Origin of the sequence: Marinobacter sp. LV10R520-4, from assembly GCF_002563815.1 — a bacterium.
GTDB lineage: Bacteria > Pseudomonadota > Gammaproteobacteria > Pseudomonadales > Oleiphilaceae > Marinobacter.
Genome location: NZ_PDJM01000001.1, coordinates 3,516,832 through 3,529,151 on the forward strand (window position 1 = coordinate 3,516,832; position 12,320 = coordinate 3,529,151).

Genomic DNA, 12,320 nt, shown 5'->3' on the forward strand with positions numbered 1-12,320 from the left:
CATTATGCTTTGCCAAAGGAGATTTAAATGTACAGCCTGACCGTTCGCGATCACATCATGATTGCCCACAGTTTTAACGGCGAAATTTTTGGGCCGGCCCAGAAAACTCACGGTGCCACTTATATTGTCGACGTTAGCTTTGAGCGTAAGACGCTTGACCATGACGATTTGATTGTCGACATTGGCCTGGCTTCAGAGCAGCTGAAAGCACTGCTGGCGGAGTTCAATATGAAAAACCTGGACGACGTGGAAGAGTTCAAAGGCCGCAACACCACCACCGAATTTATGGCAAAGGTCATATTTGAACGACTTGCCGCGGCGATTCGAGCCGGCCAACTGGGGGAGTCAGGCAAGGGTGTTGAAAGCGTTAAGGTAACCTTGGCCGAATCCCATATTGCGTGGGCCAGCTACCATGGCGACATTTGAATCCAGCCACGAACTGCTGTTTGTTGTACCGGGTGATCCGCAACAGAATACCGGCGGGTACCGCTACGTGCGCGAGTTGGTAAACGCGCTGAACAATGCCGGAACCAATACCCGGTTAGCGGGATTGCCAGGCCAGTTTCCGCAACCCGATATGGTGGCGCTGACTGCCATGAACGAGTTGCTTGCGAGTGCGGCAGAACAGTCCTGGGTGGTGCTCGACGGACTTGCCATGAGCGCCATGCCAGACATACTGGAAGCACACCGGTCACGGCTGAATCTGGTCGCGTTGATTCACCATCCGCTGGCCGATGAAACTGGCCTGAGCTCGCAGCAGCAAGCGTGGTTCTTTGCCGCCGAAAAGCGGGCGCTGGCGGCGGTGCCCCACGTTGTGACCACCAGCCGCTTCACCGCAGAACGCCTTAAGGATTTTGGCGTATCGCCAGACCGCATCCGCATCGCCGAACCGGGTGTCGAAAAGCGTGCTTTGGGTGCGCCGGAACACTCTGCCGGTGGCACGGTTGAGGACACAAAGACGATACGGCTGTTATGCGTTGCGCAACTGTCGCCGCGTAAGGCCCAGCATCAGTTGGTAGAAGCCCTTTCCGGGTTGAAAGAGCTACCCTCGTGGCAGTGCGTTCTGGCGGGTGCCTGTGATCGTGATCCGCACTACGCCGAGCAGGTGCGCCGGCAGATTCAGCAGGCTGATTTGTGTTCGAGTATTACGCTGACCGGCGAAGTGGACGGCGATGCGCTGGCAGCACTTTACCGCAACGCCGATATCTTCGTGTTGCCGTCGCTGTACGAAGGCTATGGCATGGTGATTGATGAAGCACTGGGTGCCGGTTTGCCGGTTATTTCCTCCAACGGTGGCGCTTTGTTGTATACCGCCGATCGCCGCGGTGTTGCGATGTACAACGCGGGGGATGTGGCAGCGTTGCGCGAACGTTTGCGTAACTGGATAACCAACCCTGCCGCTCTGGCCCAGGCCCGCCTTAGTGCCGACTCCGAGTCGCGGCTTGTGCGCACCTGGGCCGATACAGCCGCGGCCTTTACGGCCGCGCTAACCGACTTTCAAAGCCATCACCCGGATACCGGGTTCAGCGCTGACTGGCTCAGCCTGCGGCAGCCGGCGGACTATCAGGCGCGGTCGCAAGACCTCAACACCAGGCTGCGTGACTGGCTACAACAGCAATCGGGGGACGAGGTTGGGCAACACCTGCCCACCTTGGTCGATCTGGGTACCGGGCTGGGGTCCAATGCCGGGTATTTGGCTAAGGTACTTGATAACCCGCAGAAATGGCTTTTGATCGATCAGGACACGGGTTTGTTGGCAGCCGCAACGGCGCGACTGGCGCCGCTGGGTCTGAACGTCGAGACCCGGGCTTTACAGCTGCTACCACACACGTTTGCCGGGCTATTACCCGCGAATACACGCCTGGTGACCGCATCGGCGCTGATTGATCTGGTGTCGGCCCAATGGCTGCAGGCGCTGGTAAAAGAAGTAGCGGACGAACGCGCGGCCCTATTGGTTGTGCTGAGCTACGCCGGACGCTTCGAGCTTAGTCCGCAGCACCCTGAGGACGACCTGTTGCGCACACTGGTGAATCAACACCAACACGGAGACAAAGGCCTGGGAGCAGCACTGGGGCCAAGTGCTACCGCAGCGCTGACCGCAGAACTGCAAAAATGTGGCTTTGAGGTGCACATTGCCGCCAGTGACTGGAAGCTGGGCGTGGATTTAGGTGCAGGTGAAGAGCATGCCGAACTGGCGCGCCAACTGATGCACGGCTGGGTCAATGCCGCCATCCAGCAGGACCCGGATCTGAGCGCACGCTTAAGGGGCTGGCTTGACGCCAGAGAAGGGCAGCTGGGCACAGGGGAGTTGCGCATTACGGTGTGCCATGAGGATCTGCTCGCGTTGCCGCCAAGGGCCGGGTAGCCGATATGTCTGCTACGGCAAAAACGGGCGCGCGGGGCACCGCTGCCTGGCGCTGGCTGGCGAGTGCGGCTTTGCTTGGCGCACTTTTCCTGCTGGTGGATACCACCGCCCTGTGGCGGGAGCTGCAACGAATTCCGCTCTGGGTGGTACTACCGGCCGTTGTACTGAGTGCGGTTCAGGTTGTCATTTCTTCCTGGCGCTGGCGTTACACTGGCAAACGCCTGGGCTTGAGCATCGGCTTAGGTGATGCGGTGCAGGAATATTACCTGGCCACGTTTATAAACCAGGTTTTGCCCGGCGGCGTGCTTGGTGATGTGAACCGAGCGATGCGCCACGGCGCCAAAGCCGGCAAGCGACAAAAAGCGGCTCACGCGGTGGCGATTGAACGGTTGTCTGGGCAGCTGGTTCTGGCGCTGGTGGTTGGCCTGGGCCTGGCTGTGCTTTGGCAGGCAAACGTGTTCAAACCGTCGCTGGCGGACTCTTCTGCTGCAATCGGCTGGTTGCCCACTATTTTGCTGCTGGCAATAGCGGGCGGTTTGCTGTTGCTACGGCGTTACAGCGCACGATTCAAATCTTACCTTCTGGCCTTGCGTGATGATGTGCGCCAGGCTTTGTTCAGCTGGCCAGCGTTGCCGCTGCAGTTAATATCCTCGCTGTTGGTTATGGCCAGCTATCTTGCGGTGTTTTTATTGCTGGCGGTGGCTGCGGATTACGTTAACGGCGCCGCAGCGGCGGTTGTGCTGCTGGCGCTGTGTACGGTGCTATTGCTGAGTATGGTCGTACCACTGACCGTGGCCGGTTGGGGTATACGCGAAGGGGCCGCAGCTTTGTTGTGGCCGCTGGCCGGGTTACCGGCAGAGCAGGGCGTAGCGCTCAGTGTCGGCTACGGTGCGTTGGTGTTTATCGGCAGTTGTCCCGGCGCCCTGGTGCTGCTTAAAGGCCGCCGTGGTTTACCTTGAACTCCAGAGCGAACAGCATATCAGATCCCAGACTGACCATGGTTGCCCTGGGTCGCAGGGCGTCGTCCAGATGATCGATTTCGGGCAGTGTAAACGCCGGCCGACCGCTACCGATGATCATCGGCGCCACCATTACGTGCAATCGGTCCAGCAATTGCGCGTTCAGAAATGACGACACAGTCACTCCGCCACCTTCTATAAATATTTTGTGCAAACCAAAATCCGCCAGTACCGCCAGTATCTGCGAGGGGCAAACGGGTTGCTGGTTGTGACCCAGGCACGGAACTTCTAAAACACCCCGTTTTAGCTTGGGTTTCGGGCCGGATTGGTAATCGCCAGCGACCAGCCGCAGTGTTGGTGCTGCGTTGTCGGTAAACAGGTGATGGCTGACGGGCACACGGCGGCGGCGGTCGATAACCACCCGTACCGGATTGTCACCAGAGGTGCGTCTGACCGTAAGCTGGGGGTTGTCGGCCACGGCCGTTCCAGCGCCCACCACAACCGCGTCTGATAACGCCCTTATGCGATGTAAATGGGTAATGCCATCGTCACCATTAATGAATCGTGAATGGCCACTCACCGTGGCAATACGGCCGTCCAGGCTCTGGCCTAACTGGCCGATAACCGATGTGGTCTGGCCGTCTGCCAGTGGGCTTGCCAACGGAAGAAACAAATCAAACAGCCGCTTTGCGTGCTCGTTGGCAGGGCGCAATAAACGCCAGTTTCCGCCGGCTTCAGACAACGCAAGTGCGGGTGCTGTGCCGTTTGGAACAGGCAAAATAACGTCGGCACAATCCCGAGCCTGCAGGATAAGTTGCCAGGCTGAATGGGTGTCCAGAAGTGGGGAATCCATAGCCAGTCTATTCATAGCCACTCTATCCATAGCCAGTCTATCCATAGCCAGTCGGTCCGGTTGCTTTGGCTGTATCTAAACAGGGAAAGCGTGCAAGGTACACCCAACCAGGCTAAATAATGCCGGAACTGCGCAAAACAAATACCCCGAGTGTAACGGTCACGCTGGCAAGCAACGTGGTCAGCCCGATGATGTTTGCGGCCAGGCGGTCGTTCCCCCCCAGCGCTTTGACCATCACAAAGCTGGCCGCTGCCGTCGGGCTGGCAAAAAACAGGAACATCAAACCCAGTTCTGCGCCGCGAAAGCCCCAAAGCCATGCCGCCAGAGTGGCTAGTGCTGGAATCGTTACCATTTTCATCAGGCTGGCGCCCATGGCCGTGCGGCTGTCGGTGCGAATGGAGCCCAGTGATACGGTGGCGCCAATGCACATCAGTGCCAGCGGCAAGGTGAGAGACGCAAAGTAATCCCCCGATGTCATTACCCAGGCGGGCAGTTCCAGATTCAGCGCGGCCACTGGAATGGCAATAACCACCGAAATAATCAGCGGATTGTGCAGAATGTCGTGGAGGATTTTGCCTGGGCTGGCGCTTTGGCCGTGTTGATAGGCTAGCAGCACCACCACCGACAAGATGTTGTAGGAAATAATCACCAGGCCCAGCAGAATGCCGCCGGCAGACAAACCATAATCGCCGTACAGATTGGCCGCCAGCGCCAGCCCTACGATGCCACAATTACCGCGGAATGCTCCCTGCACATACACGCCGCGGTCTTCCCGGCGAACGCGGAAATGCGCCCACACCCAAGCCAACCCAAAGCTGCCAAGGGTCGCCAGTAAAAAGAACACGAGCAAACTGGGGTTCAGGGCGATACCCAGGTCCGCCCGGATAATGCTCAGAAAAATCAGCGTTGGCAATGTTGCTTTGAACACCAGGCCAGACGCGGTATTGACGAACGCGTCGTCTATCCAGTTAACGCGGCGCAGCCCCATGCCAATAAAGACCATAATGAAGACGGGCAGTGTCGTTTCGAGGGTTTGGGCAAATGTGTTCAGCAACTCCATGGCGGTGCTTTCCTATGATTCAGAACAGGCCGGCCTGTTGAATGGCCATATACGGAAGGGTGCCTGCAGCAATAGAAAGCAGAGCGTTACGGCGCCAAAGGTGAATCAGCACCACCAGAGCGCCGGGGATTAGAGCATCCAGGCCAACAACGGGTAAAGACCATGTCGCCGAGCGTTGTAAAAATACGATAGCCAGCAACGCCATAACAGCGGCGGGTAAATAGCGCCCCAGGTGTTTGATGAGGGGGTGCTCAGTGTGGCGCTCGAAAAACACAAACGGAATGATGCGGGTGGCGAACGTTGCCAGTACCGTTACTGCTATAAAGCTGGACAGGTAGTAGTTTTGAAACAGGTTCTCAGCCATGGGTTGCCTCCCCGCTGCGATTGCGGGCCAGAGCGTCTCTGTGCCGGCGGTATTGCAGTAACAACACCAGTGAAACGATCACAATGGCTCCGATGAGTTGGTGCGGTGCTGGCAGAACGGCCATAGCGACCCCGGCGGCCAGAGCACCCAGCCAGAGCGGAAAGGTTTCGCCCAGCGCTTTGTACTGCTCAATGGTTAACACGATGAACAGCGCGATCAACGCAAATTCAATGCCGGTGCTGTTGAAGGCAACGCTGTGACCCAAAAACCCACCGGCCGCGCAGCCGACCACCCAGTACAACTGGTTCAGTAGGGTAATGCGGAAATCCGTATGCAACTCCTGCTCGCGGCTCTGGGTGCGCTGGCGGCTGGTGAGCAGCGAGTAAGTTTCATCGGTCAGGCCGAATATCAAATACAGCTTGCGCCAGCCGGCGCCGCGAAATTGGCCCAGCAAAGACAGGCCATAAAACAGATGTCGGGCGTTCAGCACAAACATCGCAATAAACACTTCCAGCAATCCGGCATGGGCGGCCAGCAAACTGACAGCCAGTATCTGCCCGGCACCGGCGTATACCAGCACACCCATCAGCGGGGCTATCCACCAGGGATAATCAAGCTGAGTTGCAAACAGTACGCCAAACGCCATGCCCAGCGGCAAATAGCCAAACAGGATTGGCAAGGTGAGTCGAAACGCAGAGGGAGTCATTAGCATCCAAACTATTTTCAGGGGCGGCAATGATAATCAATTTAAAGCGCAGATTGAAGAACCAAAAAACCGCGACGAAGCATAAGCTTCGCCGCGGTTTTCGGGCAGACCACTTTACACTCCGTTATCAGCTTTTCGCTGCGTCCGCTGCGCGGACTTTCACGTAACTGCCAGGGGCATCTTCCAACGCCTTCAACTTGCCTTCGCCTGGGACGCGGGCAGGAACCTGGTCGCCCTGATACTGGGCCAGCCACTCAACCCAGTGCGGCCACCATGAACCAGGATGCTGCTCGGCTTCTGCCAGCCAGTCGTCCGGATTCTCTGGCAATGTATCCACATTGTTGGTCCAGAAACCGTACTTTTCTTTGTATGGCGGGTTGATAATGCCCGCAATATGGCCTGAGCCGCCCAGCAAGAATTGTACTTTGCCACCGTGAACCTGAGCGCCGGTATAGCAGGACTTCCACTTGGCAATGTGATCCTGGCGTGCGGCGATGAACATAGACGGCACGTCAATCTCTTCCAGGTTGATGGTCTCGCCACAGAACGACAGAGAATCCGGCTGCACCAGACGGTTGTTCAGGTACATTTCCCGCAGGTAAGGGCCATGCAGCGCTGCCGGCAGGTTGGTGCCATCGGTGTTCCAGTACAGCAGGTCAAAGGCCGCTGGTTTTTCGCCTTTCAGGTAGTTTTTGGTCCAGAAAGACCAGAACAACTCGTTTTCCCGCAGCAGATTGAAGGTGAAGGCCATGGCGCGGCCGTCCAGGAAGCCCTTCTTGTTCATCATCTTCTCGATGCCCGCAAGCGAACGATCGTTGATGTAAATGCTAATGCCGCCTGGATCAGTGAAGTCCAGCAGCGTGGTAAAGTAGGTAACGCTGACGGTTGGTTTGCGGCCTTTTTTCTTCAACCAAGAAAGGGTCGATGCCACCAGGGTGCCACCAACGCAGTACCCAATCAGGTTCATTTTCGCTTCGCCGGTCGCTTTGGTAACGTTGTCCATCGCCGCTACCACGCCTTTCTCCATGTAATCGTCCCACGCCAGGTCTCTTTGGCTGGGCCCCGGGTTGAGCCAGGAAACAACAAATACCGTTTGACCCTGATTAACCAGCCACTGAATAAACGAGTTGCGGGCGGTCAGATCCAGAATGTAAAACTTGTTGATCCAGGGTGGCACGATCAATACCGGGCGCTTAGCGACGGTTTCTGTTGTCGCGGTGTACTGGATCAGTTGGATCAGTTCGTTCTGGAATACAACTTTGCCTGGCGTTGTTGCCAGGTTGCCACCGACCTCAAACGCAGAGCGGTCGGTCATGCCCACGTTGAACAGTTTTGGATTCTGTTTGTAGTCGTCAATAAATTGCTTGCCGCCTGTCAGCAGGTTCTTACCTTTGGTTTCCCAGGTAATGCGCAGCGCTTCCGGGTTGGTGGCCAGGAAGTTGGCAGGGGACAGCGCACTGGTGACCTGGCGCGCGTAAAAAAGCATTTGGTCACGGGTGTCTTTGGGCAGGTTGTCCATGCCCTCCAACCAATCTTGAAATGCCTGAGAGTTGATCAAATAAGCTTGTAACAACAAATCAAAAGGCAAATGTTTGGACCATTCTTCCGCTTGAAAACGACGGTCGTCGGATTCAGGGCTAGCCACCGAATCCTGATCTTTACCCATTGCGCGGCTGAACGTGTAGGAACCTAACGCCAGATATTTGCGCAGCAAGTCACTTTCTGCAGAAATTGTGCGCAACGGATTCTTTGCAACATCGGCGGCCATGGCCTTATAAATGTCCGACATTTCGCCCATCATTGACAGAGTAGTTGGGCTAACCAAGCCTTTGTCACTCAGCATCTTCGCCAGTTTCTCCTGGCCACGGCGTACATTAGTGTCAACAACACCTGCCACTAATTTTTTGGTTTTACTTAGCTTTTCCATTCCCAGCATGCAGAACTCCTCAAAGAAACAAAAGTAGCCGGTCAAGAATTGAAACTTGACTGACCACAAACGCTATTATTTCCGATGCCAGACGCAATTAACTTTTTTGCGAGCTCGCTTTGCCTTTTGGTGCGGTAGCTTCTTCATCCGCACCGGCTACAGCTTTCTGAACTTCTTCTCGAGCTTCGCTGGCATATTCCTGCCACGACTTCATATCGGCAGTGAATTGTTCGCTCAGTGTTTTGAGTGTTTCGGACTGTTCTGTCGCCAGGCTCTTCAATCCGTCGAGGTCACGAACCTCAGAGGCTTTTTTTGCTTGGCTCAGTGCCATCTCGGAGTAGCGCTGGAATGCGTTCATCTGCATTTCTGCGGCTCTGCCCAGTTGTTCCAGCATAGTTTCGTTCAGGCGACTGACTTTTTTGAACATATCATTATTCATGTTTGCAGATCCTTTGTGATTGGAATCATTAAAGAAAAGCTTTTCACATTAACGTATAATAGCTCTAAGTGAACAACAGGGAAGTTTGTCCCTTTGCAGCCAAAATGAGTATACAAGGCACCGCATGAAATTTTTGTTACAAGCATACTAAATTGTTTTGAGTGGGCGCACCAATTAGACCTTCGATATTTATGATTCAATGACCGAGGTTTTAAATAATGAACGAGTCGTTTTCAACGGTATCTGAACAGGACCCGCGAGAAGAATTATTTGTTGTACCTGCCGATATGCTGGCCGACGACCAGATACTGGGTCTTGTTGAAGAATACTGCACTCGTTATCACGGCCTGAACGATCAGGAAAACCCGCTGGTGGAAGCCAGCAGAGTCAAGGCTGCGGTGGATAAGGGCGAGCTAGTAGTGTGGTTTGATCCAGTCACTAATACCGCCAGTCTGGACAGGCCGCAGGCCCAGCGCTGACGATGTTGGTGATGTTTCGTTATGGTTTGTTGCCTATCGTGATTCGGCGTTAAACGTTACAATTGCGGTCTGAATGTTAACAGCTGTGTGTGAGGTGCATATTGATCAAAGTGTTACTGGTAGACGACCATGACCTGGTTCGATCCGGGCTTTCACGCATGCTGTCTGATAACCCGGACATCGAAGTCATCGGCGAGGCTAAAAATGGTGAAGATGCCATTGAACAGGTGCGCCGTAACCCACCCGATGTGGTGTTGATGGACATCCGCATGCCAGGTATTGGTGGTCTTGAAGCAACCCGCAAAATTCTGCGATTGAATGACGCCGTTCGGGTAGTTGTGGTAACCGGTTGTGCGGATAACCCCTATCCGGTTCGGGTTATGCAGGCCGGTGCGTCAGGCTATATTACCAAGTGCGCCGATATTCGCGAAATCATTCGTGCTGTGCGCAAAGCCCACGCCGGACAGCGCTACATCAGCCCGGAAATTGCGCAGCAAATGGCGTTGGGGCAGGGCAATGAAGATCACCCGGAACTGATGTTGTTCCAACGTCTTTCCGAGCGGGAGCGTGAAATAGCGTTGATGGTGGTGAAATGCAGAAAAGTTCAGGACATATCCGACGCACTCTGCTTAAGCCCGAAAACCGTCAATACCTACCGCTACCGCGTGTTTGAAAAACTCGGTATTTCCAGTGATGTTGAGCTGGCCCTCATGGTTGTACGCCTCGGGTTTCACGATGCCAGTATCGTCTGATGCGGCCGCCCCTCCGGCGGCGCCTTTTGATAGCCGGCACTTCCTTAAGCAACTTACCGAAAGGCCAGGCGTTTACCGGATGTTCGACGCCGCCGGCTCGGTGCTGTACGTGGGTAAAGCGCGCAATCTGAAAAACCGGGTTAGTAGCTACTTCCGTAACACCGGCCTGGCGCCAAAAACCCAGGCTCTGGTGGCAAAAATCTGTTCCATAGAGGTCACCATAACCGGCAGCGAAACGGAAGCTTTGCTGCTAGAACAGAATCTGATTAAGTCGTTGCGGCCGCCTTACAATATACTGCTGCGGGATGATAAATCTTACCCTTACATTTATGTATCCGCGCACCAGGATTATCCCTCACTGACCTTTCGCCGAGGGCGTACGAAAAAAGGTGGAGGAACCTGGTTCGGGCCTTTTCCCAGCTCGGGCGCGGTTAAAGAAAGCCTTAATGTTTTACAAAAAATATTCCGCATAAGATCCTGTAACGAAAGCTATTTCAGGAACCGAAACCGACCTTGCCTGCAATATCAGATCAATCGATGCACCGCGCCCTGTGTGGGCTATATCTCGCCAGAGGACTACCAGCAGGATATACGCCGAGCAGCGATGTTTCTTGAAGGCAAGAATCCGGTGGTGATTGAGGATCTGATGCAGGCTATGGAAACGGCGGCGGCAGAACTGAATTTTGAAAAGGCCGCTGCTTACCGCGATCAAATGAACCACCTGCGACATGTTCAGGAGCAGCAGTCGGTTGACGGTGAAGGCGGCGATGCTGATGTGATCGCCATAACCCAAGACGCGGGCATCGTGTGTGTGGTGGTTATTATTGTGCGTGGTGGCAGAGTGCTGGGTACTAAAGACTACTTTCCGCGATTTATCATTGAGCAGTCTGACGGTGAATTGCTGGCGGCGTTTTTGGGCCAGTACTATTTTGCCGGAGACACCCGTCGCGAGATCCCCCAGAATATTTTGGTGAGCTCTGAACCGGAAGGCATGGCGCTGTTAGCAGAAGCTTTGTCAGAGGCAGCCAAGCGAGACACCCGCATTCGTGGTAATGTGCGCGGCGAGCGTAGGCGCTGGTTAGAGCTGGCGCAAACCAACGCGCGCCAGACGCTGCTGACGCACCTGGCCAGCAAGGAAACCGTATACCGCCGGTTGTTGGCGTTAAAAGACCTGCTGGATCTGGCAGAAACACCGACACGCATGGAGTGTTTTGATGTCAGCCACAGCCATGGCGAAAACACAGTCGCGTCTTGTGTGGTGTTTGATGAAAACGGCCCATTGAAAAGTGATTACCGGCTCTACAACATTGAAGGTATTACCGGCGGCGATGATTACGCCGCTATGCGCCAGGTTCTGACCCGTCGCTACAAGCGATTGGTAGCCGGGGAAGGCAAGAGGCCCTCGTTGGTGTTTATTGATGGCGGTATAGGCCAGCTTAATATTGCCCGTGAAGTCTTTGAGTCTTTGGAAATTACAGACATTCCGCTGATTGGCGTTGCAAAAGGCGCTGCCCGGCGGGCGGGCATGGAACAGTTGATCGACGCGGTCACCGGGCGGCTATTCCGGGTGCCAGCAGATTCACCCGGGCTGCACCTGATTCAGCACATTCGTGACGAATCACACCGCTTTGCCATTACCGGCCACCGAGCGCGTCGAGATAAAAAGCGTCGCCAGTCTACCCTTGAGGGTATCGAAGGCGTAGGTCCAAAGCGCCGGCGCGATCTGATACGTTACTTTGGGGGCATACAAGAGCTGCGCAAAGCGGGCATTGACGAAATGATTAAAATTCCTGGCATCAGCAAGGCCCTGGCTGAAACCATTTACGCAGCATTGCACGACGAGTAGGCAACGAATGAACATACCAAATATTCTCACTCTTTCGCGCATCGTGATGATTCCGGTGTTTGTGTTTATCTTTTACATGCCGGTGCAATGGAGCTATCTGGTCAGCGCGGCTATTTTTACACTGGCTGCCGTAACCGACTGGCTGGACGGCTATCTGGCGCGCAAACTGAACCAGAGCACGCCTTTCGGAGCGTTTCTGGACCCGGTCGCTGACAAGCTGATGGTGGCTGTGGCTCTGGCGGTGCTGATTGAAGAGCATGCAGCGTTGATTCTGACGTTGCCGGCAACCATCATTATTGGTCGCGAGATTGTGATTTCCGCACTGCGTGAATGGATGGCAGAAATTGGCAGCCGCGCCAGCGTGGCGGTGTCTTATATTGGTAAAATCAAGACCGTTGCCCAAATGGCGGCCATTATCGGGCTATTGGCCTTCCCACCCGGCGTGGTTCAGGCTGACATCGCAATCGGGTTGCTGTACGTGGCCGCCGGGCTGACCTTGTGGTCTATGGGGTTATATTTGAAGGCGGCCTGGCCGGACCTGTTTCCGCGCAAGTAAGCGTTCAACCTGCG

The 12,320-nt window shown here is 55.2% G+C and carries 13 protein-coding genes; 7 read left to right on the top strand and 6 right to left on the bottom strand.

Annotation, left to right across the window (positions count from 1 at the left end; translation table 11 throughout):
• Window positions 1-27: 27 nt before the first annotated feature.
• Genes ATG98_RS17060 through ATG98_RS17070 form a run of 3 tightly spaced genes read left to right on the top strand, consistent with a single transcriptional unit; the run spans window position 28 to window position 3,324 of the window.
• Window positions 28-426 carry a 6-pyruvoyl trahydropterin synthase family protein gene (locus ATG98_RS17060; RefSeq protein WP_098423918.1) on the top strand — a complete coding sequence of 133 codons (399 nt, stop codon included), beginning with the start codon at window positions 28-30 and terminating at the stop codon, window positions 424-426.
• Window positions 413-2,365, top strand: coding sequence for a glycosyltransferase family 4 protein (locus ATG98_RS17065; RefSeq protein ID WP_098423919.1), 1,953 nt, complete (start codon window positions 413-415; stop codon window positions 2,363-2,365). The genes ATG98_RS17060 and ATG98_RS17065 overlap by 14 nt, the downstream gene beginning before the upstream one ends.
• 5 nt (window positions 2,366-2,370) lie before the next feature.
• Window positions 2,371-3,324, top strand: coding sequence for a lysylphosphatidylglycerol synthase transmembrane domain-containing protein (locus ATG98_RS17070; RefSeq protein ID WP_098418296.1), 954 nt, complete (start codon window positions 2,371-2,373; stop codon window positions 3,322-3,324).
• Here the strand turns inward: ATG98_RS17070 and ATG98_RS17075 are convergent.
• The 6 genes from ATG98_RS17075 to ATG98_RS17100 form a co-directional block, all read right to left on the bottom strand.
• Window positions 3,299-4,198: a RibD family protein gene (locus tag ATG98_RS17075; RefSeq protein WP_416376603.1), complete on the bottom strand. Its 900-nt coding sequence runs from the start codon at window positions 4,196-4,198 to the stop codon at window positions 3,299-3,301. The two genes, ATG98_RS17070 and ATG98_RS17075, sit on opposite strands and share 26 nt — an antisense overlap.
• A 91-nt stretch (window positions 4,199-4,289) precedes the next feature.
• Window positions 4,290-5,237 carry an AEC family transporter gene (locus ATG98_RS17080; RefSeq protein WP_098418297.1) on the bottom strand — a complete coding sequence of 316 codons (948 nt, stop codon included), beginning with the start codon at window positions 5,235-5,237 and terminating at the stop codon, window positions 4,290-4,292.
• Window positions 5,238-5,256: 19 nt separating this feature from the next.
• Window positions 5,257-5,601 carry a branched-chain amino acid transporter permease gene (locus tag ATG98_RS17085; RefSeq protein WP_098418298.1) on the bottom strand — a complete coding sequence of 115 codons (345 nt, stop codon included), beginning with the start codon at window positions 5,599-5,601 and terminating at the stop codon, window positions 5,257-5,259.
• Window positions 5,594-6,307, bottom strand: coding sequence for an AzlC family ABC transporter permease (locus tag ATG98_RS17090; RefSeq protein ID WP_098418299.1), 714 nt, complete (start codon window positions 6,305-6,307; stop codon window positions 5,594-5,596). Before ATG98_RS17090 ends, ATG98_RS17085 begins: the two co-directional genes overlap by 8 nt.
• A gap of 127 nt (window positions 6,308-6,434) precedes the next feature.
• The gene (locus ATG98_RS17095; RefSeq protein WP_098423920.1) at window positions 6,435-8,243 is read right to left on the bottom strand and encodes a PHA/PHB synthase family protein; all 1,809 of its coding nucleotides are present in this window, start codon (window positions 8,241-8,243) and stop codon (window positions 6,435-6,437) included.
• An 88-nt stretch (window positions 8,244-8,331) separates the two neighbouring features.
• Complete coding sequence (locus ATG98_RS17100; RefSeq protein WP_098418301.1) at window positions 8,332-8,673, bottom strand: phasin family protein; 342 nt, start codon at window positions 8,671-8,673, stop codon at window positions 8,332-8,334.
• A gap of 218 nt (window positions 8,674-8,891) precedes the next feature.
• On the opposite strand from ATG98_RS17100, the gene ATG98_RS17105 reads away from it, so the two are divergent.
• The 4 genes from ATG98_RS17105 to pgsA all read left to right on the top strand — a co-directional run bounded on the left by ATG98_RS17105 (window position 8,892) and on the right by pgsA (window position 12,306).
• Entirely contained in the window at window positions 8,892-9,152 is a 261-nt protein-coding gene (locus tag ATG98_RS17105; protein WP_098418302.1) for a hypothetical protein, read from the top strand.
• Window positions 9,153-9,253: 101 nt separating this feature from the next.
• Window positions 9,254-9,904, top strand: coding sequence for a UvrY/SirA/GacA family response regulator transcription factor (gene uvrY / locus ATG98_RS17110; protein WP_098418303.1), 651 nt, complete (start codon window positions 9,254-9,256; stop codon window positions 9,902-9,904).
• Window positions 9,888-11,750: an excinuclease ABC subunit UvrC gene (uvrC, locus tag ATG98_RS17115; protein WP_098423921.1), complete on the top strand. Its 1,863-nt coding sequence runs from the start codon at window positions 9,888-9,890 to the stop codon at window positions 11,748-11,750. Before uvrY ends, uvrC begins: the two co-directional genes overlap by 17 nt.
• Window positions 11,751-11,757: 7 nt before the next feature.
• Window positions 11,758-12,306, top strand: a complete 549-nt coding sequence (pgsA, locus tag ATG98_RS17120) for a CDP-diacylglycerol--glycerol-3-phosphate 3-phosphatidyltransferase (protein WP_098423922.1) — start codon at window positions 11,758-11,760, stop codon at window positions 12,304-12,306.
• Window positions 12,307-12,320 lie beyond the last annotated feature (14 nt).

Excerpts from the sequence above, each read along its gene's own strand:
- ATG98_RS17060 (WP_098423918.1), top strand. The coding sequence starts at position 28 with ATGTACAGCCTGACCGTTCGCGATCACATCATGATTGCCCACAGTTTT.
- ATG98_RS17065 (WP_098423919.1), top strand. The coding sequence starts at position 413 with ATGGCGACATTTGAATCCAGCCACGAACTGCTGTTTGTTGTACCGGGT.
- ATG98_RS17070 (WP_098418296.1), top strand. The coding sequence starts at position 2,371 with ATGTCTGCTACGGCAAAAACGGGCGCGCGGGGCACCGCTGCCTGGCGC.
- ATG98_RS17080 (WP_098418297.1), bottom strand. The coding sequence starts at position 5,237 with ATGGAGTTGCTGAACACATTTGCCCAAACCCTCGAAACGACACTGCCC.
- ATG98_RS17085 (WP_098418298.1), bottom strand. The coding sequence starts at position 5,601 with ATGGCTGAGAACCTGTTTCAAAACTACTACCTGTCCAGCTTTATAGCA.
- ATG98_RS17090 (WP_098418299.1), bottom strand. The coding sequence starts at position 6,307 with ATGACTCCCTCTGCGTTTCGACTCACCTTGCCAATCCTGTTTGGCTAT.
- ATG98_RS17095 (WP_098423920.1), bottom strand. The coding sequence starts at position 8,243 with ATGCTGGGAATGGAAAAGCTAAGTAAAACCAAAAAATTAGTGGCAGGT.
- ATG98_RS17100 (WP_098418301.1), bottom strand. The coding sequence starts at position 8,673 with ATGAATAATGATATGTTCAAAAAAGTCAGTCGCCTGAACGAAACTATG.
- ATG98_RS17105 (WP_098418302.1), top strand. The coding sequence starts at position 8,892 with ATGAACGAGTCGTTTTCAACGGTATCTGAACAGGACCCGCGAGAAGAA.
- uvrC (WP_098423921.1), top strand. The coding sequence starts at position 9,888 with ATGCCAGTATCGTCTGATGCGGCCGCCCCTCCGGCGGCGCCTTTTGAT.
- pgsA (WP_098423922.1), top strand. The coding sequence starts at position 11,758 with ATGAACATACCAAATATTCTCACTCTTTCGCGCATCGTGATGATTCCG.